Origin of the sequence: Variovorax sp. RKNM96, from assembly GCF_017161115.1 — a bacterium.
GTDB lineage: Bacteria > Pseudomonadota > Gammaproteobacteria > Burkholderiales > Burkholderiaceae_C > Variovorax.
This window is the reverse complement of record NZ_CP046508.1, coordinates 5,400,027-5,426,394: the sequence shown is the minus strand read 5'-3', so window position 1 is coordinate 5,426,394 and position 26,368 is coordinate 5,400,027. Positions and strand designations below refer to the sequence as shown.

Here is a 26,368-nt window from a genome sequence, read left to right as displayed (position 1 = left end):
TGTCTCCTTGCTCGCTCAGTCCAGCATCTCGGCCGCCACCGCGGTGGGCGCATCGGCAGGATGTTCGGCCAGCGGCTCGAACTCGGTGATGTTGTCGATCTCGGTGCCCATCGCGATATTGGTCACGCGCTCGAGCATCACCTCGATGACGACCGGCACGCTGAACTCGGCCATGAGCGCTTCGGCGCGCTGGATGGCCGGCGCGATCTCTTCCTGCTTGTTCACGCGGATCGCCTTGCAGCCGAGGCCCTCGACCACCTTGAGGTGATCGACGCCGTAGCTGCTCTCGATGCCGGCGTCCGGGCCCGCGTTGATGTTGTCGAACGCGAGCTGCACGCAGTAGTCCATCTCGAAGCCGCGCTGCGCCTGGCGGATGAGGCCCAGGTACGAGTTGTTCACCACGATGTGGATGTACGGCAGCTTGAACTGCGCGCCCACGGCCAGCTCTTCGATCATGAACTGGAAGTCGTAGTCGCCCGAGAGCGCGACGATCTTGCGCGTCGGGTCGGCCGCGCGCACGCCCAGCGCGGCGGGAATGGTCCAGCCCAGCGGGCCGGCCTGGCCGCAGTTGATCCAGTGGCGCGGGTTGTACACGTGCAGGAACTGCGCAGCCGCGATCTGCGAGAGCCCGATGGTGCTCACGTAGCAGGTGTCGTTGCTGAAGTTGTTGTTCATGCACTGGTACACGCGCTGCGGCTTCATCGGGACTTCGTCGAAGTTGGTCTTGCGCAGCATCGTCTTCTTGCGCTCGATGCACGACTTGGCCCACTCGCGGCGGTCGGTGAGCTTGCCGGCTGCCTTCATTTCCTCTGCGACGGCGACGAATTGCTCCAGCGCGGCCTTGGCATCCGAGACGATGCCGAAGTCCGGCGTGAACACGCGGCCGATCTGCGTGGGCTCGATGTCCACGTGCACGAATTTTCGGCCCTTGGTGTAGACGTCGACCGAGCCCGTGTGGCGGTTGGCCCAGCGGTTGCCGATGCCGAGCACGAAGTCCGAGGCGAGCATCGTCGCGTTGCCATAGCGGTGGCTGGTCTGCAGGCCGCACATGCCGGCCATCAGCGGATGGTCGTCGGGGATCGAGCCCCAACCCATGAGCGTGGGAATCACCGGCACGCCGGTGGCTTCGGCAAAGCGCACGAGCAGGTCGGACGCGTCGGCGTTGATGACGCCGCCGCCGGCCACGATCAGCGGACGCTCGGCGGCCTGCAGCATGCCGATGGCCTTCTCGATCTGGGCGCGCGTGGCGGCCGGCTTGTAGGGGGTGAGCGGCTCGTAGCTGTCGATGTCGAACTCGATCTCGGCCATCTGCACGTCGAAGGGCAGGTCGACCAGCACCGGGCCGGGGCGGCCCGAGCGCATCAGGTGGAAGGCCTGCTGGAACACCTGCGGCACCTGGCCGGGTTCGCGCACGGTGACCGACCACTTGGTGACGGGCTTGGAGATCGACTCGATGTCGACTGCCTGGAAGTCTTCCTTGTACAGGCGGGCGCGGGGCGCCTGGCCGGTGATGCAGAGGATCGGGATCGAATCGGCCCAGGCCGAATACAGGCCCGTGATCATGTCGGTGCCCGCCGGGCCCGAAGTGCCGATGCACACGCCGATGTTGCCGGCCACCGCCCGCGTGTAGCCCTCGGCCATGTGCGAGGCGCCCTCGACGTGGCGCGCGAGGATGTGCGAGATGCTGCCGCGCTGGCGCAGCGCCGAATACATCGGGTTGATGGCGGCACCGGGCACGCCGAAGGCCTGCGTGACGCCTTCCTTTTCCATCACAAGCACAGCGGCTTGGACTGCTTTCATTTTTGCCATGAGACTGTCTCCATTAAGTGGAGCCCACTGTAGGAAGCGGGGGCCATTCGAAGAAGACGGCTGCGGACCATAAAACCTATTCCGCCCTGGAATAAGTGACTACCATCGGCCCATGGACAGACTGTTGGCAATGGAAATGTTCGTGCGGGTCGTCGAGACCGGCAGCTTCTCGAAGGCGGCGCGCGAGTTCAACACCACGCAACCCACCGTGACCAAGCAGATCGCGGCGACGGAAACGCGACTGAAGGTGCGGCTGCTCAACCGCAACACGCGCGGCGTGAGCCTCACCGAACCGGGCGCGCTCTACTACGAGAAGTGCAAGACCATCGTGCGCGATGCCGAGGAGGCCGACAGCATCGTGCAGCTGCGGCAGAACCAGGCGCAGGGCCTCTTGCGCGTGGGCACCTCGGTGGCGTTCGGGCGGCGTGTGGTGGTGCCGCTGGCGCTCGAGTACATGCGCCGGCATCCGCAGGTGCAGCTCGACCTGAGCTTCGAGGACCGCTACGTCGACCTCATTGCGCAGGGCATCGACGTGGCGATCCGCATGGGCAAGCTGGCCGATTCATCGCTGGGCGCGCGCTACCTGGGCGCGAATCCGTGGGTCATGGTCGCGGCACCGGGCTACCTGAAGAAGCACGGCACGCCCAGGCGCGCGCAGGACCTGAGCGCGCACGTGGCGCTCATCTACAGCAGCGTGGTGGGGGACGAGTTCTGGCGCATGCACACGCCCAAGGGCGAACCGGTGACGGTGCCGGTCTCGGGGCGCTTTCGCTCGAACAACCTCTCGGCCGTGCTGGCGGCCGCACGCGACGGACTCGGCATCGCGCTCATGCCGCGCTATGTAGCGAGCGAGTCGATGGCGGCGGGCAAGGTGGTCGCGGTGCTCGGCGACCACGCGCTGCCCGAGCAGGAGATCCACGCCGTCTTTCCTTCGCCCAAGCTGGTGCCGGGCAAGGTGTCGGGCTTCGTGGCGTTCCTGCAGGGGCGGTTCGACGAAGGCTGGTGGTCGGCCTGAGCTTTCCTTCTCTTCAGGCCGCCACGAAGGCGCCGTGCAGCCCCAGCGGCAGCGCATAGGGCAGCGTGGCCTGCGCCACCGGCCCGGCGGCCAGATGATCGGCCGCGAAGCACGACAGCACTGTCTTCTGCCGGCCGAAGTCGAGCACCGTGCCCAGCACCCAGCCCGGCTTCGAGCCATCCGGCACGAAGACATGCTCTTCCACGATGGCTCGCGGCCCGTAGCTGAAACGCTGGCTGCGACCGGTTTCGACATCCGTGCGCGCGACGGCACCGAAGCCCGGCAGGTCGGGTCGCAACTGCGTCGCGTGCACCACCTGGCGATGGCGCAGGCCGACGCGCCGCGGGTCGATGCGCGGAAACTCGGCCTCCAGCGGCAGTGCCTTCTGCGTGGCCTCTCCGGTGCCGAGGTTCAGCGTGGCGACGGTCAGGTGCGGGCGGGTGCTTCTTGCAATGCGCGCCCGCATCAGTTCGCGGTTGGTCGTGAACACCGAATCGGCGTTGTCCGAGCGCACGTAGTCGATGTGGATCTGCGTGCCGCGCGGCGTGTCTTCTTCCCAGGCATTGCCCACATGGAACAGGAAGCCGGCCGGGAGCGTGAGCATCTGGCGCTTGTCCCAGTTCTGCTTGTCGACCACCAGCACGCGCATGCCCAGCTCGGGCCGCCAGACATGCGCGTCGAGAAAGCTCGCACCGGCCTCCTTGCGCTTGCCGTCGTAGACCAGCGGCGGCATCAGGAACACCAGGTGCCGCTCGGTCACGGCGAAGTCGTGGACCATCGCGATGTCGGGTATCGGCACCGCGGCCGCGCGCCGCAAGCCACCGTCGGCGCCAATCTCGTACAGCGCCATCAGGCCCTGGCTGCTGCTGACGCCGAAGTTCCAGATCGTGCCGTCCGGGTCCACCTTGGGGTGGGCCGAGAACGGCATGCCCGCGAGGTCGGGGCGCCAGGTCTTCACCCCCAGCGAGTCCAGTGTGCGCGCATCGACGCGCGTGGCCGAGCCGCCTTCCCACAGCGCCAGCACCTCGCCGCGCATCGGCAGCACGCTGGTGTTGGCGACGTTGATGCTGTCGGCCGAGGTCGGCGGCTCGACACCCGGCGGCGTGGTGCCAAAGGCCTCGAACAGGCGGTGGCCGGCCCGCACCTCGGCCACGCGCTTGGGCGTGGCGACATAGCGGCCCTGATGGCGCACGTCGGCCCCGTCGATCACGAAGCGATGCACCATGCCGTCGCCGTCGAACCAGTGGTGATAGCGCTCGCCGCCCAGGTCGTGGCCCGCCGGGCCGATGCGGAACATCGTGCCGGCGACGGCATCGGGGAAGCGCCCGCGCACCGTGGCGCGGGTCAGCGGCAGGTCGCCCGCCGGCGTGGCGAAGCCGGTCTTCCAGGGCACGTCGGCGGCCTCGAAGTCGGCCTGCCAGTTGTCTTGGCCGGCAGCGCGCGCCAGGGGCGCAAGAAGGGAAAGTGCGCCGGCCGAAGCCAGCAGGCGCATGAGTTCGCGTCTTTGCATGGCGACCTCAGCGCAGATGGATGACGGTCTGCAGGTCGGCATCGACGCCGATCGCGGCGGCATCGAACTCGGGCGGGCCGAGGTTGCCCTTGGCGTCGTTCGAGAAGCCATAGCGTTCGGTCGGCATGCCGAAGAGGTTGGTGTCGAGCTTGCCGTTGCCGTTTTCGTCCGCGAACACGCGCACCGCATAGCGCCCCGGTGCCAGGCCCGGAAACACGAGCTGTGCCGCACCGGCGCGCATCGGCACCATCTGCGAAGCCAGCGCGGTGCCCGCGAAGCCGGTGGCGCTGCTGTAGAGCGCGACGTACAGCGTGGCGTCAGCGGCGGGGCCGTCGGCCACGCTCAGGCGCAGGTCGGCGGCAAGCGCGCCCAGCGGCGCGAGGAGGGCGGCGGCGCACATCGCGCGCACGGCCGGGCGGGAAGGGAGAGCGAGAAGTCGCATGGCGGGCCTCGTTGCAGTGAAGAGGCCCCAACGATCCCGCAGGCGCCAGGCTGTGCCCAGCGGCATGCGACGAAATGCATCAATGCGCGCGCCAAATGCAGCATGTGCGCGCGGCCGGCGCGGAAGCGCCAGCGTCCGCCGGGTTCAGCCCTTCTTGCGGTTCTCGGGCAAGTCGGCCGGGTCGGCGGCTTCGGGCGTCTGCGGCGGTTCGATCGTCTGGTGGCCGTTGCCCACGTGGCCCGAGTCCGCGAACAGGCTCCACGCCGCCATGAACAGCGCCGCGATCACCGGCCCGATCACGAAGCCGTTGATGCCGAAGATCGCCATGCCGCCGATGGTGGACATCAGCACGATGTAGTCGGGCATCTGCGTGTCCTTGCCCACCAGCACCGGGCGCAGGATGTTGTCGACCAGGCCGATCACGAACACGCCCACGAAGATCAGCACGCCGCCCTGCCAGAAGTGTCCCGTGGCCAGGAAGTAGATCGCCACCGGCCCCCAGATGAGCGCCGCGCCCACCGCGGGCAGGAGCGACAGGAAGGCCATCAGCACCGCCCACAGCAGCGCGCCCTGCACGCCGAGGAACCAGAAGGCCAGCCCGCCGATGGTGCCCTGCGCGATGGCCACCGCCACGTTGCCCTTCACCGTGGCGCGGATCACGGTGGTGAACTTGTTGAGCAGGTAGTGCGTGTGCGGCTTGGCGAGCGGCACGGCGTCGCGCATGGTCTTGGAGAGCGTCGCGCCGTCGCGCACCAGAAAGTAGAGCAGGTACAGCATCACGAAGAAGCTGACGATGAAGTCGAAGGTGTTCTGGCCGATGGCCAGGGCCTGGCTCGCGATGATCTGGCTGGCCTGCCCCGCAGCGGCCGAGATGCGCGCCTGCCAGGCCGCCATGTCGCCGAGGTTGAAGCGCTCCACCAGATTCAGCAGCCACTGCGGCGAGGCATCGAGGATCTGCTGGAAGTAGGCCGCGAAGTTGATCTGGCCCGAGCGGATGTTCTGCGTGACCAGCGCAACCTCTTGCACCAGCGACACGCCCACCATCGCCAGCGGCAGGATCACGATGAAGAGGCAGATGGCCAGCGTCGAGAGCGCGGCGGCATTGGGCTTGCCGCGCATTTTCTTGAGCAGCCACTTGTAGAGCGGCGTGAACAGGATCGCCAGCGCCACGCCCCAGAGCACCGCGCCGAAGAACGGCAGCAGCACCCAGACAAAGGCGGCGGTGACGATGGCGAGCAGGGCGAGGAACACGCCGCGCTGGAGTTGGGGTGAATTCATAAGTGTCTCGGACTGTAGCCGAGCGCGGCGGCGCCATCCTGTCAGCGGGCACGCCCTTGTGGAGGGTCGCGCTGGGGGCGGGCAAATTCGCCTGCAGCCGTTGCCAGGCCGTCGCAGCGTGCTATCTCATCGATAGCGCGCCGCGGCACTAATGCACGGACGGCTTCAGCGTTTGGCGCGCGGCAGCGCGACCGGCGCCAGCGTGGCGCGCAGGCGGCTCGGCGCATCGGGCTCGGCCGTGGCTTCGACCTCGAGCGCGCGCTCGACATTGCCGATGTGTTCCAGCATCAGCCGGCGCGCCTTGTCCGTGTCGCCTTCTTCGAGCGCCGCCACGATGGCGCCGTGCTCCGCGCACGACTGGCCGGCCTCGTGCTTCGACTGGTAGAGCGTGGCGGCCAGCGTGGTGCGCGCCGTGAGATCGCGCAGCACGTCGACCAGCAGCTGATGCCCCATCTGCTCCGCGAGGCAGACATGGAAGTCCGCCAGCAGGAAGGCGCGCGTGGCGGCATCGGCCCCCTCGATGGCGCGCTGCTCGTCGGCGATGTGGTCGCGCAGCTTGCGGATCACCTTGCCGAGCGGCCGGCCTTCGCTCTCGGCCAGGATGCCGGCCTCGACGATGCGGCGCGCCGAGAAGGCATCGCGCGCTTCCTCGGCCGAAGGCTCCACCACGTACCAGCCGCGACGCGACTGCACCTCGACGAAGCCGCGCGCCTGCAACTGCATGAGCGCCTCGCGCACCATCGTGCGGCTCACCGCAAAGTTCTCGGCCAGGGCCTGCTCGCCCAGCCGCTCGCCCGGCGCGAGCTTCTGCGCGAGGATGGCCTCGACGACGCGCTCGGCGATGGCGGTGGGGCTGACGTCGGTGGCCATTTGTTTTCAGTGAGCAGAGGTAGCGGCGGTGCCGGTGTTTACCACGGGTGCCTCGGCCAGCGGCTCGTCGTCCGGCGCGTAGGTGCCGTCGAGCACCGCATGCGCGCGCTCGCGGTCGATGTCGCCTTCCCACGCCGCGATCGCCACCGTGGCCACGCAGTTGCCGATCAGGTTGCCCAGCGCGCGAGCGATGCCCATGAACCAGTCCACCGACAGCACCAGCACCAGGCCGATGGCCGGGATCGCCGGAATCGCGTGCAGCGTCGCGGCCAGCACCACGATGGCCGAGCCCGGTACGCCGTGCGCGCCCTTGGAGGTGACCAGCGCGATCGCCAGGATCGTCAGCAGGTCCGCCATCGAGATCGGCGTGTTGGTGGCCTGCGCGATGAACACTGCGGCGAGCGTGATGTAGATCGAGAACGCGTCGAGGTTGAACGAGTAGCCCGTCGGGATCACCAGGCCCACCGTCGAATCGCGGATGCCCATGCGGCGCAGCTTGGCCATGATCTGCGGCAGCACGCTGTCCGACGAAGTGGTGGCGAACACGATGGTGAGTTCTTCGCGCAGGTACCGCAGCAGCTTCCAGAGGCTGAAGCCCGAGAAGCGCATCACCAGCCCCAGCACCACGAACACGAAGATCAGCACCGCGCCGTAGAAGAGCGCGACCAGCATGCCCAGCTGCTTGAGCGAGCCGATGCCGTACTGCCCCACCGTGAACGCGATCGCGCCCAGCACGCCCAGCGGCGCCAGCTTGATGATGATCCCCATGATCTTGAAGAGCACCAGCGAGAGCGCATCCACCACCACCGCCACCGGCTTGCCGCGATCGCCCAGCAGCGAGAGCGCGCAGCCGAACAGCACCGCGAACAGCAGCACCTGCAGCACGTCGCCGGTCGCGAAGGCGTTGACCACCGTGGTGGGAATCAGCTTCGTCAGGAACTCGACCGTGCCGCCGCTGGTGAGCTTGTCGGCGTTCGAGGCATAGGCGCTCATCGCGGCCGGGTCGAGCTTGGCCGGGTCGACGTTCATGCCCACGCCCGGCTGGAACACGAAGGCCAGCACCAGGCCCATGGCCAGCGCGATGGTGGTGAGCACCTCGAAGTAGATCAGCGCCTTGACGCCCACGCGCCCTACGCGCTTGAGATCGCCCGCGCCCGCGATGCCGTGCACGACCACGCAGAACACCAGCACCGGGATGATCATCTTGATCAGCTTGATGAAGCCGTCACCCAGCGGCTTGAGCTTGACGGCGAACTCGGGCCAGAAGAGGCCGGCGACCACGCCGAGAACCAGCGCGATGACCACCTGACCGAAAAGCGATTTGGCGAAGCGAGGCATGGAGTCTCCTGTCTTTATGTCTTGTCAAGGGTTGCATGCAAGGATCGCTTTTTCTTGCATACAAGAAATGTAGGCAAGAAGGATTCGGGGGTGGCAGAGGGTATTCCCGGGCCTTGGGGAGGAGCGGACGGCACACCTCGGTGGTATCGGATGCCGATGCTTTTTCGATCCGCTGGCCTGGCGGGTTCAACGTCTCGTACGCTCGACGCCATGGACCTTCACATCACACCGAGCTGACATGCATGCCGTCCTGATCCACGGCCTCGGTCGGACGCGCGTCTCGATGCTGCTGCTCGCCAGGCGCCTGCGTGCCCAGGGAATCACCACCCATCTGTTCGGCTATTCCGCCGCGCTCGAAGGCTGGGATGCGTGCGTCGAGCGGCTTCGCGGATTCATCGCTGCACGGACGCATGGCGAGCGCTTCATCGTCGTCGGGCACTCGTTGGGATGCGTGTTGACCAGGGCAGTCCTGCCAACCTTGTCGCACGCGCCGGAACTCGGCGTCTTCCTGGCGCCGCCGAGCACGGCATCCAGCCTGGCGATCAAGCTGTCGAGGCGGTGGTTGTTTCGAGTGCTGACCGGCGAAATGGGCCAACTGCTCGCTAGCCGGGACTTCATGGACGCCTTGCCCGTGCCCGACATTCCCCTGCGCGTGTACGCCGGCATCAAGGGGCCACGTGGAAAGTGGATGCCATTTGGCAACGAGCCGAACGACGGCGTCGTCTCGGTGAAGGAGGTCCGGCTGGGATCGATTCCGGTGCAACTGCTGCCGACCATCCATACCCTCATCATGAATTCGCGTCAGGTGGCCGCCGATATCGGGTCGGCCTTGAAGCAGTGACATGCGTCGCGCGCGGCGCTAGTCAGTTACTCGTATCACGCCGCGGTTTGCTTGCCGCTCACGGGCCGCCGTTCGTCGCGATGCAGGCGTGTCCGAGCGCCGCCATCTGCGCGAGCTTTTCGACTGCCTGCGTGAAGAGCACCGGCTGCGCCTTGAAAGTGAAGCGCACGCACTCGGGCAGTTCGAGCGCGCCGGCGCCTTCGGGCGTGAGAGCGAGCGCGAGGCCGTCGCCCTGCACCGCAAGCGCCAGCACTTCCCCGCTGCAGGCCAGGTCCTGGCTCGTTCGCTCCAGGTACAGCGCGTCTTCCTCCAGGATGCCAGTGGGCATCTTTCCGCAGACGATGTGCAGCACGTCCAGCGGTTCGCCCAGCGAGGCAAAGCCGAGCGTGAGCCACAGCATGCCGTCGTCGTCGCCCACGAAGAGTTCGACCACGTCGAAAGCGGTGACTACAGGTTCCGGCGCAGCGTGATTCATTCGGAGTGGCGTGAAGGTTTCCGCGGGGACTCTAGGAGGCCGGTGGTCGGCCCGCCAGTGTCGAAAGTCACCCCTTCCGAGCCGCGGGCATGCATGCCGTTCTCTCGAATCACTCTCGTACCATTGTCCGCATGCGAACACTTCCACTCCCCACCGGCGGCGAGATGCCGGTCCTCGGTCTCGGCACTTGGCGCATGGGCGAGGTGGCCTCTCGTCGCGCGGCCGAAGTCGCCGCGGTGCGCGAAGCCATCGTGATGGGCTACCGGCTCATCGACACCGCCGAGATGTACGGCGAAGGCGGCGCCGAGACCGTGCTCGGGCAGGCCATCGGCGAAGCGCTGCGCGCGGGCGACGTACGGCGCGAAGATCTCTTCATCGTGAGCAAGGTCTACCCGCACAACGCGAGCCGCCGCGGCACGCGCGAGGCCTGCGAGCGCAGCCTGAAGCGGCTGGGGCTCGATGCCATCGACCTGTACCTGCTGCACTGGCGCGGCAGCCATCCGTTGAGCGAGACGGTTGAAGCGATGCACGCATTGGTGGCCGGTGGACGCATCGCGCACTGGGGCGTGAGCAACTTCGATACCGATGACATGGAAGAACTGGAGGGCGTCATCGGCAGTGGTCCGGGCTGCGCGGCGAACCAGGTGTACATGTCGCTCGGCGAGCGCGGCCCCGAGTTCAGCCTGCTGCCGTGGCTGCGCGAACGCGGCATGCCGCTGATGGCCTACAGCCCGATCGACCAGGGCGCACTGGCGGGCGACGATGCACTCGGAGAATTGGCCGAGCGCCTTGGCGTGACCGCCGCGCAACTCGCATTGGCCGCGGTGATCGCGCGGCCAGGTGTCGTCGCGATTCCGAAGGCGGTGCGCAGCGCGCATCTGCAAGAAAACCTCGCCGCCGCCGAACTGAAGCTCGATGCCGCGACCCTCGCCGAACTGGACCGCCTGCACCCACCGCCGCGGCGCAAGACGCCGCTGGCGATGATCTGATCTCCTGCTAGTGCGCGTCCGCGTGCTTGGCCGCGGCGATCACGGCCTGCTCGTCGTGCTTCGCGCCGTTGAGGAACAGGTTCAACAACACCGCCGCAATCGACGCCAGCAGGATGCCCGACTCGATCAGCGAGTGGATCGCATGCGGCATCCACTGCTTGAAGTTGGGTGCGATCAACGGAATCATCCCGACGCCGATCGACACCGCGACGATCATCGCGTTGTGGCGATTCGTCTTGAAGTCCACGCCCGAGAGAATGCGGATGCCGGTGGCGGCCACCATGCCGAACATCACGAGGCCCGCGCCGCCGAGCACCACGGTGGGCAATGACTCCACCAGCGCGGCCATCTTCGGCAGCAGCCCCAGCACGATCAGGATCACGCCGCCCGCCACGCACACGTAGCGGCTCTTGATGCCGGTGACGGCCACGAGCCCCACGTTCTGCGAGAAGCTGGTGTACGGAAAGGTGTTGAAGATGCCGCCGATCAGCGTGCCCAGGCCGTCGGTGCGCAGGCCCTTGGCGAGGTCCTTCTGCGTGATCCTGCGGTCGGTCATCTCGCCGAGTGCGAGGAACATGCCGGTCGATTCGATCATCACCACGATCATGATCAGCGTCATCGTCAAGATCAGGATCGGGTCGAACTGCGGCATGCCGAAGTGAAAGGGCAGCACGATGTCGACCCACGCGGCCTTGCCGACTTTCTCGTAGGTCATGAGGCCGGTGATCGAGGCGACGACCGCGCCGATCACGATGCCCAGCAGCACCGAGATGTTGGCGACGAAGCCCTTGGCGTACTTCACGATCAAGAGAATCGACACGAGCACCAGCGCGGCCACGCCGAAGCCCGAGAGGTCCGCGTACTTGGGGTTGGGCACCGTGGGCATGATCGCGAAGCCCTTGGGCACCGCGGGAATGGAGCTGCCCGGCGAGGTCACCTCGGCGAGCCACTTGGCATACACCGGATCGACCAGCGCGGGTGCCGTCGGGCCCACGGGGTTGCCGAAGATCCAGTTGATGCCCACGCGCATCAGGCTGATGCCGATGACCGCGATGATCGTGCCCGTGACCACCGGCGGAAAGAACCGCAGCATGCGGCTCACGAGCGGCGCGATCAATATCGACACCACGCCCGCGCCGATGATCGCGCCGAAGAGCAGTTGCGCGCCGTTCTGCCCGGGGTTGGCATTGGCAATCGCCACCATCGGCGCGACCGATGCGAAGGTCACGCCCATCATCACCGGCAGCTTGATGCCGAAGAACTGCGTGGCGCCCAGCGCCTGGATCAGCGTGGCGATGCCGCAGCAAAAGAGGTCGGCGGAGATCAGCAGCGCGACTTCATCGGGCGAGAGCTTGAGCGCGCGGCCGACGATGAGCGGCACTGCGACAGCACCCGCATACATCACGAGCACGTGCTGCAGGCCGAGGGCCGCGAGCTTGCCCGAAGGCAGGCGCTGGTCCACGGGGTGAACTGCTGGGGAAAGGGTATCGCCCGTCATCGTGTATCTCCTGCTGGACTGCATTGTGTACGCGAAACTGTATACAATTTATGCCGCAATCTGCATGCAGGAAAACCCGCACGCTGTCTGCGTGCAGTGCAAGCGCCGTGCCGGGCGCGCAGGCTTCAGGCGAGCAGCGCCTTGACCAGGTCGAGTTGCCGGTCGGGCTTGTCGGTGCCCAGTTCGAGGCTGGCCTCGATGCGTTCGAGGTGCTCTGTCATGCAGGCCACGGCGCCTTCCACATCGCCCTTGCGGCAGATGCGAAGGAAGTCCGAGTGCTCGTCCGACGAGCAGTGCGGATCGTTCGACGAGTGATACAGCATCGCGATCAGCGAGCTGCGCGCCACCAATTCGCGCACCAGTTCAGTCAGCGTGTGGTTGCCGGTGGCCTCGGCCAGTGCCACGTGGAAGTCGCCCAGCACCTTCTCGCGCACCGTGCCCATCGCGGGGCTCTGGCGCAACGCCGCGCGCTCGAACTTGATGTGCTGCTCCAGCGCCTGGTAGTCGCGCGGCCGCGCATTCGCGATGAAGAGGCGCACCACTTCACTTTCGAGGATGCGGCGTACCGCGAACACCTCGCGCGCTTCCTGCACCGTGGGCTGGGAAACGAAGGCGCCTTTGTCGGGAATCATCTCGATGAGCTTGTCCTTCGACAGCATCAGGAGCGCCGCGCGCACCTTGGTGCGGCTCACCGAATAGACCCGGCCCAGCGCCTCTTCGCGCAGCCAGGTGCCGGGCGGCAGGCGCTTCTCGACGATGGCGGTGGCGATGTCCTGGGCGATGCGCTCGATGGAGCTTCCCTTGCCAACGGCTGCACCGTTCTCGGCCGGAGTGGCGATGGTGTCGGTCGGGGCGGGGGAGGCGATGGTTTTGGTGCTGGCGCGGGGCATGCGGAGATTGTGGCTCAGCGTTCGATGCCGTCGCCCGCGCCGGCCCGTATCACCCGCGGAGCGTGAAGCCTTCGAGCGCGCCCTTCATCGTCTTGGGCAGAGGGTGCGCGAGCTCGCCGCGCTTGCTGGTCTGAAGCTTCAGCGTGACGAGCGATTCGATGAGCTTGGTGCCCGCGGCCACGCCGTCGATCACCGGCACGCCCAGCAGGTCGCTGATGTGCTCGCACAGGTCGGTCATGCCGGCGCAGCCGAGCACGATGCAGTCGGAGCCGTCTTCTTCGAGCGCGCGCCGGCATTCTTCGACGATGCGTTCGCGCGCTTGCGAGCCGGGTTCTTCCAGTTCGAGCACCGGCAACTCGCAGGCGCGCACGTTGGCGCAGAAGCGTTCCATGCCGTAGATCTCGGCCAGGTGCCAGGCCTGGCCCATCGTGCGGCCCAGCGTGGTGACCACGCTGAAGCGGCTGCCGATCATGCTGGCCAGGTGCATCGCTGCTTCGGCGATGCCGACCACCGGGCCGCGCGCGAGTTCGCGTGCGGCCTTCAGGCCCGGGTCGCCGAAGCAGGCGATCACGTAGCCGTCGATGCCCTCGCGTTCGCCCGCTGCAATCTCCTGCAACAGGCCGGGCACGGCCAGCGCCTCGTCGTAGTGGCTCTCGATGGAAACCGGCCCCATGGCCGGGCTGACCGCGACGATTTCCGTACCGGCGTGCGCCACCGCGCGGGCGCAGGCGCCGATCTTCTCGGTCATGCTCCAGGTGGTGTTGGGATTGATGATCTTGATGCGCACGGCGCGGCCCTTTCTTTCTCTTTCAGTGTTTCAAGTCTTGTTGTTGCGGTTCAGGAGCACGTAGAGCACGAAGCCCAGGCCCATGCCGATGAACCACGCATAGTTCGCGCCACCGCGCAGCACCGGCACCATCACGCACAGGATGGGCACGAGCGCGGAGGGCACCAGCGCCTGGATCGCCTTCGGGTTGTAGCCGTTGCTGTACCAGTACTTGCCCTGCTTGCTCATGGTGTAGAGCGCGTCCACGTCGATCTGTTGCTTGCGCACGATGTAGTAGTCGGCAATCAGGATGCCGAACAGCGGCCCGATGAACGAGCCCAGCACGTCCAGCGTGTAGTGAATGACCTCGGGGCTGTTGTAGAGGTTCCACGGCGTGAGAAACACCGAGCCCACTGCGGCGATCATGCCGCCCGTGCGCCAGCTGATGTGCTGCGGCGCCACGTTCGAGAAGTCGAAGGCCGGCGAGACGAAGTTGGCCACGATGTTGATGCCGATGGTGGCGATCATGAATGTCAGCGCACCCAGCACGACGGCGGTGGTGCTGTCGATCTTGCCGACGGTGTGCACCGGATCGGTGATCAATTCACCGAACACGGGCAGCGTGGCGGCCGTGGTGATCACGGTCAGCAGCGAGAAGAAGACGAAGTTCACCGGCAGGCCCCAGAAGTTGCCCTTCTTCACTGCGTCGAAGCTCTTGCCGTAGCGCGAGAAGTCGCCGAAGTTGAGCATCGGGCCGCTGAAGTAGCTCACCACCAGCGCAATGGCCGAGAGCATCACCGGCAGCGCGTCCCAGCCCTGGAACTTGATGCCGCCCAGGTTCAGGTCGATCTTGCTCCAGCCTGCCTTCCACACCAGCCACCCGCACAGCACGGCCATCACCACGTACACCGCCGGGCCGGCCCAGTCGATGAACTTGCGGATCGCTTCCATGCCGTGCCAGAACACGAAGGCCTGCAGCACCCACATGACCATGAACGCGACCCAGCCCAGCGTCGAGAGGCCCACGAAGCCGTGCGTGGCCACGTCGGCATACGGCGCAAGGTTCGGGAACATGTGCAGCGCCAGAACCATGAAGGCCGCCGACGCAAGGTACGTCTGCACGCCGTACCAAGCCACCGCGATCAGCCCGCGGATGATGGCCGGGATGTTCGCGCCCAGCACGCCGAAGGGCGCGCGGCACACCACCGGGTAGGGCACGCCCGTCACCTGGCTGGGCTTGGCCACGAGGTTGCAGAAGAACTGCACGATCACGATGCCCACCAGCAGGGACACCAGCACCTGCCAGCTCGACAGCCCCAGCGCGAACAGGCTGCCGGCCGTGATGTAGCCGCCCACGCTGTGCACGTCGGACATCCAGAACGCAAAGATGTTGTATTGGCCCCAGGTCTGTTTCTTGAGCGGGGCGAGGTCCTCGTTGGTCAGGCGCGGGTCGTAGCCGGGCTTGATGAGGGCGTTCGATTCCGCGTGCGGCGCAATGCCGGCTTCGCTGGCCCCGGCGGGGGCGTGGCTCACGACTGTGCTCATGGTCTTTTCCTCGTGCAAGTGTTGGGGAGATGAAGCCCGTTTTCGACGCAAATATCGCGCCACATTTCGAGTGCGTTATTTGTATACAAAAAATGCACGCAATCAAGACCATTCGGGGAATCATATATCCGTAGATTCCCTGATGCGGGGCGGCTGTCGAGGGGTGCGGCGAGCGCCGGGTCGGCGCTGCGGCCTGTCGCTCCACCGGGGCCGTCGGCATTCACGCAATGCAAATGCGCGCAAAGAGGAATTGCCTTTGTTGAGCGGAATTCGAATTAATCGAATTCGATGAAAGAAGGTCTTGTCGCAATGACCTCTGTGAGGCGTAATTTCCGATGCCGACGACATGGAAGTGACCGCGTCTCAGTCAGATCACATGTCGTCGGGCCGACCGCGACGAAATGAACTGCACGGATCAAATTTGAATGATCGACAGCAATTCAAAGGTCGATTTTTTTATAAAGAAATCGAGTGCGGTGGAGCGTCATTCTTCCTCTGTAGAGTCGCGTCGGGCGCCCCTGCTTGCGGTCAAATCCTGACGTCCTAATTTTCACCTAATTCAAAGGTCAGCTTGCCGTCAGTCCGAATGTGGCTGCGAATTGGCGCATCGCAGTTGTCCTCATTGAATTAGCAAAGAATTAGCAAATGACCATGTGCCGTTTTGACACATAGGTGTCACCCGCTATTTCTACATTTCTCCTCGATGTGGCGTTTCGTACTCAAACGCACGATGCCCGCATGCCCATGCAGGCCGGTCAAAACCATCGATAACCAACAGCCCCATATATATGATGATTTTCCAGAAAAGAGTTTTGCTCTCGTCATTGACGACGGTTGCGGCCTGCGTGGTCGCCGCTTGCGGAGGCGGAAGCGACGGAGGGAGCAACTTCTTCCCGATCATTCCGCCGAACAACACGAGCAGCGCGACCGTCAGCGGCGTGGTGGCCGCCAGCGGCTACCTGCCGGGCAGCACCACCGGCAATCCGACCCTCAAGCCCGGCTACTACCAGAAGGCCACGGTCTTCGTCGACGCCAACGGCAATGGCGTGCTCGACAGCGGCGAAGCCTCGACCGTCACCGATGCCAGCGGCAAGTTCACGCTGACGACCAGTGCCACCGGACAACTGGTGGCCGACATCGGCACCTCCGCGACCAACACCGCCACCGGCGCTGCCGTGGCCAAGCACCTGATCCTGCGCGCCTCGGCCGCCCAGATCGCCGACCAGGGCACGGACAAGATCGTCATCAGCCCGCTGTCGAGCGAAGCACAGCGCCTGGTGGAAGCCAACGGCAGCAACTACGCGACCGAAAAGGCCAACCTCGTCGCACGCATGAACGGCCCGGCCTTCAACCTCGGCGACGCCAAGTTCAGCGACCCGCTGGCGGACGTGAACACCCTGAGCGGCGCCACCCAGTACGCCGCGCTGTACCAGGACAACGAGCTGACCAACCGCTACACCTACGCGACGGCCAAGCTCGACCGCAAGGACATGTTCCCCGACAACCTGGCCGTCGCGGGCGGCGACCCCCGCCTTGTCGGCCTCGCGGGCGTGACCCTCACCAACTCCGACGGCACCAAGGCCACCCCCTCGGCGCCGACGCAGAAGCAGGCGGCCATCACCTTCGCACAGGCGCAGCAGGCGGCCTTCAATGTGGAAGGCGTGCCGGCCTACGACAACATCTTCGTGATCATCGAAGAAAACAAGTCGACCGACGCGATCGTCGGCAACCCGCGGGCCGTGAACATCAATCACATCCTGAACAACTACAACCAGCTGAGCACGTACTACTCGACCGGCAACCCGTCCGAGCCGAACTACACCGCGCTGGGCGGCGGCGACGACTTCGGCATTCACGACGACAACTGGTTCGGTTGCGGCGCTGTTGGCGACTACAAGATCACCGACGCTGCATTCACCGGCGGCACGGCCTCCGACGGCCAGCCCTTGCCCGCCCAGGGCGATCGCCCGCCGACGAACACGCGCGCCGGCTGGAGCGGGACCGCTGGAGCAACCTGCAGCGACACGCCGACCGGCGGCACCGTGCACAACGTCCCCGGCGACAACCTGTTCACGCTGATGTCCAAGACGGGCCGCACCATCCGCACCTACAGCGAGTCGATGAACCCCGGCCAGGACGTGCGCGCCGACAGCATTGCTGACACCAACGTGGCCGCCACGTACGACACGAGCCGCCTGAAGGGCGTCACCAACCTGGACGGCTCCGCCATTCCCGCCCTCGTCGGCACGCCCAACTTCGCAGTGGTGAACGGGCTGTACAAGGTCAAGCACGGCCCGTCGATCGCCTTCCAGGAAGCACGCAGCCTGCCCGAGTTCGTGGCCACCAACCGCACCATCTTCGGAACGCAGTACCAGGAAGCGGACTGGCTCAAGACCGGGGCCTACCAGGTTCCGAGCGGCTGGGTCTACGACCAGTTCACCAAGGACCTGGCTGTGGGCGATGTGGGCAACATCAACTTCATCGTTCCCGACCAGTGCGACGACATGCACGGCGTCGGCAGCGACACGAGCTGCCAGGGCGGCAACGACGGCCAGGGCCCCAACATCAAGCGTGCCGACATCTACCTGGGCATGACGGTCAAGGCGATCCAGAACTCGGCGCTGTGGAAGAACCCGCACAAGCGCGTGGCGATCGTGGTGATGTTCGACGAAGGCGAAGGCGGCAACAACGGCTCCTGCTGCGGCTGGAACGCGGGCGGCCCGAATTCCGGCGCCGCACCGGTGACCGTGGACGCAAGCGGCAAGGCCATCGCCACCACCCCGCCGGCCAACTACGCCGGCGGCAACTTCGGCCACGGCAACTCGATCTTCGGCATTCTCACCAACCAGCAGGACGTGGGCACGGCGAAGAAGAAGGTTGCCGACAGCGACGCCTACAGCCACTTCTCGTTCGTGCGGACGTTGCAGGACATGTTCCAGGTCGCCGACCCGGCTGTCGATGCGACGTACCTGAACCGCGCCAAGTACTCGGAAGCGTTCATCACGGCCAACATCCTTGCGCTGCCGGAATACCAGAACAGCGCGGACACGCACTTCGACTCGGTGCGGCCGATCAACCATGCCTACGTGATTCCGGCCAACTACAAGCAGAAGCTGTACGCGAACGACATCGTCGGCGTGCAGAACCCGGACACGAAGGAAGTGCAAGGCCAGATCACGCCGCAAGTCGGTGCTGACGCAAGCCAGAGCAGCGTCTGGGCAACGAAGTAAACCGAAGACAGACGACAGAAAAAGCCGCGGAGGGTTCGCAGGTGGGACGCGAGGCGTCTCGCTTGCGGACCCCCGCGGCGCAAGCATGAAGCGACTTTCCTTTTGATGAATCTGGCAACGGACAAGATGGTCCCGCTCGTCATGGCGCTCTCGGTAGCGCTATTGGCTTTGACGGCTTGCGATGGCAAGAGCACGGCGGTGGCGGCAAGCACCGCCGGCCCGCGCAAGCCGGTCCTGAGCGCCAAGGCCCAGGTCGGGGAGCTGGCCTTCTTCGACAAGAACCTCTCGGGCGGCAAGAACATGTCGTGCGCGAGCTGCCACGATCCGCAATACGCCTACGGTCCACCGAACAGCATCTCGGTGCAACTGGGCTCCGACATCAAGCAGACCGGCGCGCGCGCCGTGCCCTCGCTGCGCTACAAGGAATCGACGCCGGCCTTCAGCGAAGACGCGCCGAACCCCGATGGCGTGACTTCCAATTCGCCCGGTGGCGGCTTCATGTGGGACGGCCGTGCGACGACGATGGCGGCACAGGCCGCGCTGCCGCTGCTCAACCCGGTCGAGATGAACAACAGCTCGAAGGAAGCGGTTGTGAAGGCGGTGCAGAACGGCGCCTATGCCGGCCTGTTCAAGCAGGCCTTCGGCGCCAACGTGTTCGACAACACCGATGCCGCGTTCGACGCCCTCGGCACCGCGATCCAGGCACTGGAGACCGAGGACCTCAGCTTTCATCCGTACAGCAGCAAGTACGACCTCTATGTCTTCAACAAGATCGGCGGCGTGCTGACGCCGGCCGAGCGGCGCGGCGAGGTCCTGTTCCACAGCACCGGCGTCACCAATTGCTCGGGCTGCCACTACACGGGCGCCAATTTCAACGGCAACAGCGGCCTGATGACGGACTTCACCTACCAGGCCCTGGGCGCGCCGCGCAACGACAGGTCGATTCCGAACAACCCGGACCCGATTCCGGCCAACGACGATCCGAAGTATTTCGACATGGGCCTCTGCGGCCCCTTCCGCACCGACTACATGCCCGCCACGCCAGACACGGCCCATCCGTACTGCGGCATGTTCAAGGTGCCGGTGCTGCGCAACGTGGCGACGCGTGGCGCCTTCTTTCACAACGGCGTGCTCCACTCGCTGGACCAGGTCGTCAACTTCTACAACACGCGGGACACCAACCCGGAGTACTGGTATCCGGCCAGGAACGACGGCACCGGTGCGCCGCAGGCCAACCCGCTCTGGGCGCTGCAGCCCACCCATGTGCCCGGCGCAACGGTCGACAAGTTCAACGACCTGCCGCAGGTGCAGCAAGGCAGCATCGACGAGGAGTTGCCGATGGGGACCGGCGAGGGCGGCGACAAGACGCTTGCCAGCGGCACGAAGCCGCGCGCGCCCGGTTCCACCCCGGTCATGACGCCGCAGCAGATCGCCGACCTGGTCTGCTTCCTGGGCACGCTGAGCGACGGCTACCAGCCTTCCTCCGCGTCATCGACCAGCGGCAGGTGCGTGAAATGAAGACCCATGCGAACGCCGTGCGCCGGCGCATCGGCGGCGCCGCGTCCCTGTTCTTGCTGCTGGTCTCGCTCTCCGGCTGCGACAACGAACAGGCGCGCCTTCCGAGCCAGGAGAACTTCACCGCGACGACGAACGACTACCTCGCGCAGCGCGGGCATGTGTGCCTGGCCAAGTACGACTGGCCGATCACGGTGGCGGCCGGGTCGCACGAGCCCGATGCGCAGCAGATGCCGGTGCTCGAGAAGCTGGGTCTGGTGGCAGGCAAGGATGTCGTCACCACCCCCAAGGACGCGGCAGCGGCCGTGCCGGCCCGCGAATACGCGCTGACCGATGCGGGCCGCAAGTACTACCTGCAGGTGCCCGTGGTGATCCGCACCACGACCGAGAACATCACGCACCCGGCCGACTTCTGCGCGGCCACGCTGAGCCTGGACCGCCTGATCGGCTGGGACCCGCCGCAAACGCGCGATGGCCGCACCGCGACCTCGTTGCTCTTCACCTACCGCATCGCGCCCGAATCCTGGGCCGCAACGCCCGAAGTGCAGCAAGCCTTTCCGCTGCTGGCGCGCGCCATCCAGCGCGAGGGAACGATGCAGATGCGCCTGGGCGTCCATCTGACGCAGCGCGGCTGGGTCGCGGACGAGCTCGATGTGCACTGACCGAATCCACGACCGCCACGCTATCCGTCAATCAACAACAAGACTCCGCATGAATTTCCGTTCCATTCGCCTGAGCCACCCCGCCAAGACCCTGGCGGGCATCGCCCTGGTCTCTGCGCTGGCCGCCTGCAGCACCAGCCACGATGCCAACCCACCCACCGCCGAGAACCTCGCGGCGCCGCTGGACGACTACCTGGCCCAGCGCGGCGACATCTGCCTGGCCATGGTCGACTGGCCGATCGACCTGACCGAAGCCGAGGCCGGTTCCGGTGCCCGCCATGCCATCCAGTTTCCGGTGATGGAGCAGCTGGGCCTGGTGCACAGCACCATCGTCGCCGTGCCGAAAAGCATCGAGAACCCGGACGGCGCGGTCAAGCGCTTCGAGCTGACCGACGCGGGCCGCAAGTTCTACAAGCCGCATGCGTCCGCAGCGAAAGGCGCCGAACAACAACAAGCCAACGATTTCTGCGTGGCGCACCTCAAGCGCGAGCAGATCGTCGATGTCAAGGTCGACACCTCCAACGCGCAGCATCCGATGGCGGTGGTGAGCTACACCTACCAGATCGACACGGCGCCGTGGATGCAGGACGCCGACGCGCAGCGCGTGTTTCCGATGATCGCGCGTATCGCCAGCGGCGCGGGCGGCAAGCTGCAACTGCGCCAGGGCTTCACACGCGGCGACAAGGGCTGGGTCGCCCAGACGGGGCCCGTCTGATTCGGCCATGAGCACCGTCGTCCGTTTCTCGCCCGACCTGGGCCGCTGGCTCACGCACAACCTCAATGCCGGCCAGATGCCACAGGCGCTGGTGGCCACGATGCGGGGGCAGGGCATGAACGAGCGGGCCGCACAAGCGATCGTCGCGGCCTACCTCGACGCGCGCCAGCGGGGCGGGCCCATGCCGGCCGACGCCATCGAACTGCCGGACGAGGCGCCCTCCAAGCCCGTGGCGCGGCTCGCACCGGGCACTCGAATCCTTGCGGCCGACCGCGAGATCGTCGTGCACTCGCGCGGCGAAGACCCGGTCTTTGCCGCGCTCGGCAACGTTGTGGATGCCGACGAGTGCAAGGCCCTCATCGAGATGGCGAGGCCGCGCCTGAAACCTTCCACGCTGGTCGATCCGATGAGCGGCCGCGATGTGGTGAGCGACAAGCGCGCGAGCTGGGGCATGTTCTTTCGCCTCTGCGAGAACGACCTGATCGACCGCCTCGATCGGCGGCTATCGGCGCTGATGAACCTTCCGCTGGAAAACGGCGAGGGGCTGCAGCTGCTGTACTACCCCACCGGCGCGGGCAGCGAGCCGCACTACGACTACCTGGCGCCCACCAACGCCGCCAACCGCGAATCCATCGCGCGAAGCGGCCAGCGCGTGAGCACCCTGGTGACCTACCTGAACGACCCGCCGGAAGGCGGCCAGACCGTCTTTCCGCAACTCGGCCTGGCGGTGTCGCCGATCCGTGGCAATGCCTGCTACTTCGAGTATTGCGATGGCTACGGCCGTGTCGATACGCGCTCCCTGCACGCGAGCGCGCCCGTGACTCGGGGCGATAAATGGGTCATGACGAAGTGGATGCGCGAGCGCCGCTTCGTGGCCGCTTGAGGGTGCCGCACACTTCGCGCGCAGGAACCGAGTGAGGCTGCGCCGGCGTCTTGCCGCAGCCCCGAGTACCGGGAGTGAAGTGAAAGGTTTGCGCGGGAAAGGCCGCAGCCCCGGCCCCAGGAACGCTCGCTACAGTGAACCCACCGGCTGACTTCACCCGCGGACAAGGAAAACACGTGCGACATCTTCTTCCGTCGATTCTTGCCGCGGCCATCGCAACCCTCTCCATGAGCGCGATCGCGCAGCCGATCACCAGCGAAAGCTGCAATGCCAAGCGCGAGGCCATCGAGCGCGACATCGATGCGGCCAAGGCCAAGGGCCAGGCGCAGCGGGTGCGTGGCCTGGAGCGCGCGATGCGCGCCAACCAGCGCAACTGCAGCGAGGAGCGGCTGCAGGCCGAGCACCGCAAGCGCGTTCAGGCCCAGGAGCGCAAGGTGGCCGAGCGGCAGCGTGAGTTGGCGGAGGCGAAGCACAAGGGCCGCGCCGACAAGATCGCGCAGCGCGAGAGCAAGCTGCGGGAGGAAGAAGCAGAGTTGGAGCGGCTGAAGGCCGCCCACTGACACCGGGCGCTGCGCGAAATATTTCAAACCCGCTGGAATAACGCGTCGGCTGCGGCGTCTACCTCTGCGACGGCCCAGTGCCATTCACGCCGAGGACCCACCCGATGCAGATGAAATCTCTCCGCCGCCGCTCGATGCGGCCTGCCGCATGGACCATCGGCACCGCGGCCATCGCCTGCGCCGCCGCCGTCTTCGCGGCGACGCAGATGCCGGCCGGCGCGGCACGCGCCAACGCGCTGATGGCGAGCCTCATGGACATCTGCACCAGCCGCGCGCCGGCGGAGGCGGGCTTCGCCGCGGAGAACGACGCCGCCATGGCAAGGATGATGGCCGGAATGAGCGTCGCGCCATCCGGCAGCGTCGACCGCGACTTCGCCGAAATGATGATCGCCCATCACCAGGGCGCGATCGACATGGCGTTGGCCGAGTTGCGCCATGGCCGCAACGAGCAGCTGCGCCGCATCGCGCAGGAAATCATCGTCGAGCAGCAGCAGGAGATTGCCGCGATGCGCCTGGCGCTCGACCAGCCCTTGCCGCCTTCCGCACCCGCGCCCACGCAGGTCGGGCGGCTGTAGCCCCTTCTCCCGCACACGCACAACCATCCCAGCACGACAACATGAAAAAGCACAGCCTTTCCCAACTCCTCGCCGCCACCGCGCTGGCCGCCATCGCCGTTGGCGCGCAGGCCGGCCAGGCCCCGGTCGCGGCCTCCGACGCCGACATTCCGATGAGTCACCGCGACCGCGTTTACACCGCCGAGCAGTTCTCCAACACCGTCTCCGTGACCGACCCGGTCGACAACAAGCTGCTGGGCGTGATCCGCCTGGGCGATCCGTCACCCGGCAACTTCAGTCCGCTCTACAGGGGCCAGGTGCTGGTGCACGGCATGGGCTTCTCGCCGGACCACCGCACGCTCGCGGTCGTGTCGATCGGGTCGAACTCCGTGAGCTTCATCGACACCGCGACCAACGCGGTCAAGCACACCACCTACGTCGGCCGCTCGCCGCACGAGGCCTTCTATACGCCGGACGGCAAGGAGGTGTGGGTGACTGTGCGCGGCGAGAACTACGTGTCGGTGATCGACGCCGCCACCTTCATGGAAAAGACGCGCATCGTCACGCCCAACGGGCCCGGCATGCAGATCTTCTCGCCCGACGGCAAGTACGGCTACATCTGCTCGTCGTTCAACCCGGAGACCGTCGTGATCGACACCGCAACCAAGCAGACGGTCGGCCGCGTGAAGCAGGACAGCCCCTTCTGCCCCAACATCGCCGCCACGCCCGACGGCAAGCAGGTGTGGATGACGCTCAAGGACATCGGCCGCACGATGGTGTTCGACGCGAGGCCGCCGTTCGCGGTGATCAAGTCCTTCGACACCGGGCCGATCACCAACCACGTGAACTTCGCCAACACGAAAAAGGGCACGTTCGCCTACGTGACCATCGGCGGCCTCAACATGGTCAAGGTGTTCCGCACCGACGACTTCTCGCAGGTCGCGGCCATTCCCGTGGGCAAGCTGCCGCACGGTATCTGGCCCTCGGGTGACGGCAAGCGCGTCTACGTCGGGCTCGAGAACGCCGACGCGCTCGCCGCCATCGACACCGCGACCCATACCGTGGTGGCGACCGTGCCCGTGGGCCAGGCGCCCCAGGCCATCGCCTACGTGCCCGATGCCGTGCCGGCGGAGGCGGGCGACGGCACGCAGGGCCTGCAGGCGCCGGGCCTCTCGGGCCAGGTCGCGCATCTCGCATTGGTGACGCCCGAGGCGCAGAAGGCCTCGGCCCCCGCCAACCCGCCGACCAGCGTCGCGCTGTTCGACCAGGGCCTGCTGCAGGTGCTACAGGCCTCGGTCACCGGCCTGGAGCCCAAGCAGCCGTACGTGCTTGCGCTGTCGGGCCAGCCCGACGGCAGCGGCACGCTGCAGCCGCTCGCGAACTTCATGACCAACCCCGCGGGCGCCGCGATCGTGAATGCCATCGGTCCGATCCGCCAGCAGATCCAGGGCGCGACGCCCGCCGACAGCAGGCGCTACCTCGTGATCGCGCCGCAGCCGGGCGGCAAGGCCGGAACCCCGGTCCAGGTGCAGAGTCTCTGACAGGCACGGCGCCGTTGCACGCCGCGATGTCCGGAAGATGAACGACCTGATCCTCCTCGTCGAGCCGATGATCCCCGCACTGCGGCGCTATGCGCGCGCCTTGCTGCGCGATCGCGAATCGGCGGACGAGCTGGTGCAGGACTGCCTGGAGCGCGTCATCAGCCGCTGGGGCCAGCGCCATGACGCCGACGACACGCGGCCGTGGGTCTTCGCGATCCTGCACAACCTGGCGATGAGCCGCCTGCGGCAGCAATCGCGCCGTGGCCTGCACCTGGCGATGGAAGACATCGACGAGGCCGAGCTGGGCACGCCCGCGCAGCAGGAGCACCGCGTGACGCACCACGAGCTGATGCGCGCGCTCGACCTGCTGCCCGAGGACCAGCGCGCCGTGCTGCTGCTCGTGGCTGTGGAAGACCTGTCGTACGCCGAGGCCGCGAAGACGCTCGACATTCCCATCGGCACCGTGATGTCGCGGCTGGCACGCGCACGCCAGCGCGTGCACCGCATGCTCGACGGCGTCGACCCGATGCCCTCGGCGCGGGCGCCCGATGCGCAGCCTGCGGCGCGCCCCCACCTGCGGAGACTCCAATGAACGGCGACCCCATGGACGCACGCCCCATCCTCGAAGAAGACCTGCACGCCTATGTCGACGACGTGCTCGATGCGCCGCGCCGGCGCGAGGTGCGCGAGTACCTGGACCGCCATCCCGAGGCCGCACGCGAGGTCGAGGCCTACGCCTTGCACCGGCAGGGCCTGCGCGAGGCCCTCGCGCCGGTCGCCGAAGAGCCGCTGCCGCCCTCGCTGAACCTGGCGCGGCTGGTGGAAGAACACCAACGGCCCGGGCAGCAGGCCCGGCATGCACCGCAGCACCACTGGCCGTGGGGCATGGCCGCCGCCGTCGTGTTCGCGCTGGGCCTGGGCGCGAGCGCCGGGTGGTCCTTGCGCGGCGGCGTTCTTCCGACCGAAGGCGATGCCGGCATCCCGGCGCTGGCGCGCGAGGCGACGCGCAGCTACGTCGTCTACGCATCGGACACCGTGCGGCCCGTCGAGATGGGGCCCTCGCAGCGCGCCGAGCTCGTCGACTGGGTCTCTTCGCGGCTCGGGCGCAAGGTCGCGATTCCCGACCTCACGGCCTCGGGCTACACCTTCATCGGCGGGCGCCTGGTCATGACGGCGCACGGCCCCGCGGGCCTTTTCATGTACGACGATGCCGACGGCGCGCGGCTCGCGCTGACGGTCCGGCCGATGACGGTCGACAAGGACACGCCGGTGATGCGGCCCATCGAAGGCGCGGTCGCCGGCTATGCGTGGGCGGACAAGGGACTGGGTTACGGCGTCGTCGGCGCGCGCAAGGCCGAAGTGCTGCATCCGCTGGCGGACGAGATGCGGCGGCAGATCGGCGTGAGCCTGCGGGGATAGCAGCGCGGTCCCGACGCCATCGG

The 26,368-nt window shown here is 66.7% G+C and carries 24 protein-coding genes; 13 read left to right on the top strand and 11 right to left on the bottom strand.

The genetic code is table 11. The annotated features are described in order from the left end of the window. Positions 1-15 precede the first annotated feature (15 nt). Positions 16-1,809 carry a glyoxylate carboligase gene (gcl, locus tag GNX71_RS25085; RefSeq protein ID WP_206174933.1) on the bottom strand — a complete coding sequence of 598 codons (1,794 nt, stop codon included), beginning with the start codon at positions 1,807-1,809 and terminating at the stop codon, positions 16-18. 112 nt (positions 1,810-1,921) lie between these two features. Between gcl and GNX71_RS25080 the strand changes: the two genes are divergently transcribed. Next, a complete protein-coding gene (locus GNX71_RS25080) occupies positions 1,922-2,824 on the top strand; it encodes a LysR family transcriptional regulator (RefSeq protein ID WP_206174932.1) in 903 nt (300 codons plus the stop codon). A 13-nt stretch (positions 2,825-2,837) separates the two neighbouring features. Here the strand turns inward: GNX71_RS25080 and GNX71_RS25075 are convergent, their stop codons facing one another. The 5 genes from GNX71_RS25075 to GNX71_RS25055 form a co-directional block, all read right to left on the bottom strand. Next, positions 2,838-4,334 carry a carotenoid oxygenase family protein gene (locus GNX71_RS25075; protein ID WP_206174931.1) on the bottom strand — a complete coding sequence of 499 codons (1,497 nt, stop codon included), beginning with the start codon at positions 4,332-4,334 and terminating at the stop codon, positions 2,838-2,840. 7 nt (positions 4,335-4,341) lie between these two features. Beyond that, a complete protein-coding gene (locus GNX71_RS25070; RefSeq protein WP_206174930.1) occupies positions 4,342-4,776 on the bottom strand; it encodes a DUF2141 domain-containing protein in 435 nt (144 codons plus the stop codon). Positions 4,777-4,920: 144 nt separating this feature from the next. After that, positions 4,921-6,054 carry an AI-2E family transporter gene (locus tag GNX71_RS25065; protein ID WP_206174929.1) on the bottom strand — a complete coding sequence of 378 codons (1,134 nt, stop codon included), beginning with the start codon at positions 6,052-6,054 and terminating at the stop codon, positions 4,921-4,923. Positions 6,055-6,219: 165 nt separating this feature from the next. After that, entirely contained in the window at positions 6,220-6,924 is a 705-nt protein-coding gene (locus tag GNX71_RS25060; RefSeq protein WP_206174928.1) for a GntR family transcriptional regulator, read from the bottom strand. Positions 6,925-6,930: 6 nt separating this feature from the next. Beyond that, on the bottom strand, positions 6,931-8,262 hold the full coding sequence (locus GNX71_RS25055; RefSeq protein ID WP_206174927.1) for a C4-dicarboxylate transporter DctA: 1,332 nt from the start codon (positions 8,260-8,262) through the stop codon (positions 6,931-6,933). Between the two features lie 238 nt (positions 8,263-8,500). Between GNX71_RS25055 and GNX71_RS25050 the strand changes: the two genes are divergently transcribed. Continuing rightward, the gene (locus GNX71_RS25050; protein ID WP_206174926.1) at positions 8,501-9,103 is read left to right on the top strand and encodes an alpha/beta hydrolase; all 603 of its coding nucleotides are present in this window, start codon (positions 8,501-8,503) and stop codon (positions 9,101-9,103) included. 58 nt (positions 9,104-9,161) lie between these two features. Here GNX71_RS25050 and GNX71_RS25045 read toward each other — a convergent pair whose 3' ends face one another. Further along, positions 9,162-9,578 carry a hypothetical protein gene (locus tag GNX71_RS25045; RefSeq protein ID WP_206174925.1) on the bottom strand — a complete coding sequence of 139 codons (417 nt, stop codon included), beginning with the start codon at positions 9,576-9,578 and terminating at the stop codon, positions 9,162-9,164. A gap of 131 nt (positions 9,579-9,709) precedes the next feature. Here GNX71_RS25045 and GNX71_RS25040 point away from each other — a divergent pair, with 131 nt between their 5' ends. Continuing rightward, entirely contained in the window at positions 9,710-10,567 is an 858-nt protein-coding gene (locus GNX71_RS25040; RefSeq protein ID WP_206174924.1) for an aldo/keto reductase, read from the top strand. Positions 10,568-10,574: 7 nt separating this feature from the next. Here GNX71_RS25040 and GNX71_RS25035 read toward each other — a convergent pair whose 3' ends face one another. From GNX71_RS25035 to GNX71_RS25020, 4 genes are all read right to left on the bottom strand, one after another. Then, entirely contained in the window at positions 10,575-12,065 is a 1,491-nt protein-coding gene (locus GNX71_RS25035; protein ID WP_206174923.1) for a nucleobase:cation symporter-2 family protein, read from the bottom strand. Positions 12,066-12,190: 125 nt separating this feature from the next. Continuing rightward, positions 12,191-12,955 carry a GntR family transcriptional regulator gene (locus GNX71_RS25030; protein WP_206174922.1) on the bottom strand — a complete coding sequence of 255 codons (765 nt, stop codon included), beginning with the start codon at positions 12,953-12,955 and terminating at the stop codon, positions 12,191-12,193. 49 nt (positions 12,956-13,004) lie between these two features. After that, positions 13,005-13,742, bottom strand: coding sequence for an aspartate/glutamate racemase family protein (locus GNX71_RS25025; protein WP_206174921.1), 738 nt, complete (start codon positions 13,740-13,742; stop codon positions 13,005-13,007). A 30-nt stretch (positions 13,743-13,772) separates the two neighbouring features. Further along, positions 13,773-15,266, bottom strand: a complete 1,494-nt coding sequence (locus GNX71_RS25020) for an NCS1 family nucleobase:cation symporter-1 (protein WP_206174920.1) — start codon at positions 15,264-15,266, stop codon at positions 13,773-13,775. A 791-nt stretch (positions 15,267-16,057) separates the two neighbouring features. Between GNX71_RS25020 and GNX71_RS25015 the strand changes: the two genes are divergently transcribed. From GNX71_RS25015 to GNX71_RS24970, 10 genes are all read left to right on the top strand, one after another. Further along, positions 16,058-18,496: a phosphoesterase gene (locus GNX71_RS25015; RefSeq protein ID WP_206179666.1), complete on the top strand. Its 2,439-nt coding sequence runs from the start codon at positions 16,058-16,060 to the stop codon at positions 18,494-18,496. A 105-nt stretch (positions 18,497-18,601) separates the two neighbouring features. Beyond that, entirely contained in the window at positions 18,602-20,014 is a 1,413-nt protein-coding gene (locus tag GNX71_RS25010) for a cytochrome c peroxidase (RefSeq protein WP_241027049.1), read from the top strand. Then, the gene (locus tag GNX71_RS25005) at positions 20,011-20,673 is read left to right on the top strand and encodes a hypothetical protein (RefSeq protein ID WP_206174919.1); all 663 of its coding nucleotides are present in this window, start codon (positions 20,011-20,013) and stop codon (positions 20,671-20,673) included. Before GNX71_RS25010 ends, GNX71_RS25005 begins: the two co-directional genes overlap by 4 nt. Before the next feature lie 49 nt (positions 20,674-20,722). Then, on the top strand, positions 20,723-21,388 hold the full coding sequence (locus GNX71_RS25000; RefSeq protein WP_206174918.1) for a hypothetical protein: 666 nt from the start codon (positions 20,723-20,725) through the stop codon (positions 21,386-21,388). 7 nt (positions 21,389-21,395) lie between these two features. Beyond that, positions 21,396-22,271 (top strand): 2OG-Fe(II) oxygenase, encoded by an 876-nt coding sequence (locus tag GNX71_RS24995; RefSeq protein WP_206174917.1) that lies wholly within the window; start codon positions 21,396-21,398, stop codon positions 22,269-22,271. A gap of 176 nt (positions 22,272-22,447) precedes the next feature. Beyond that, positions 22,448-22,831, top strand: coding sequence for a DUF1090 domain-containing protein (locus GNX71_RS24990; protein ID WP_206174916.1), 384 nt, complete (start codon positions 22,448-22,450; stop codon positions 22,829-22,831). Positions 22,832-22,935: 104 nt separating this feature from the next. Next, entirely contained in the window at positions 22,936-23,406 is a 471-nt protein-coding gene (locus GNX71_RS24985; RefSeq protein WP_346776856.1) for a DUF305 domain-containing protein, read from the top strand. Between the two features lie 41 nt (positions 23,407-23,447). Continuing rightward, positions 23,448-24,926 carry a YncE family protein gene (locus GNX71_RS24980; RefSeq protein WP_206174915.1) on the top strand — a complete coding sequence of 493 codons (1,479 nt, stop codon included), beginning with the start codon at positions 23,448-23,450 and terminating at the stop codon, positions 24,924-24,926. Positions 24,927-24,963: 37 nt separating this feature from the next. Further along, positions 24,964-25,518: a sigma-70 family RNA polymerase sigma factor gene (locus GNX71_RS24975; RefSeq protein ID WP_206174914.1), complete on the top strand. Its 555-nt coding sequence runs from the start codon at positions 24,964-24,966 to the stop codon at positions 25,516-25,518. After that, a complete protein-coding gene (locus tag GNX71_RS24970) occupies positions 25,515-26,345 on the top strand; it encodes an anti-sigma factor (RefSeq protein ID WP_206174913.1) in 831 nt (276 codons plus the stop codon). Before GNX71_RS24975 ends, GNX71_RS24970 begins: the two co-directional genes overlap by 4 nt. Positions 26,346-26,368: the final 23 nt, after the last annotated feature.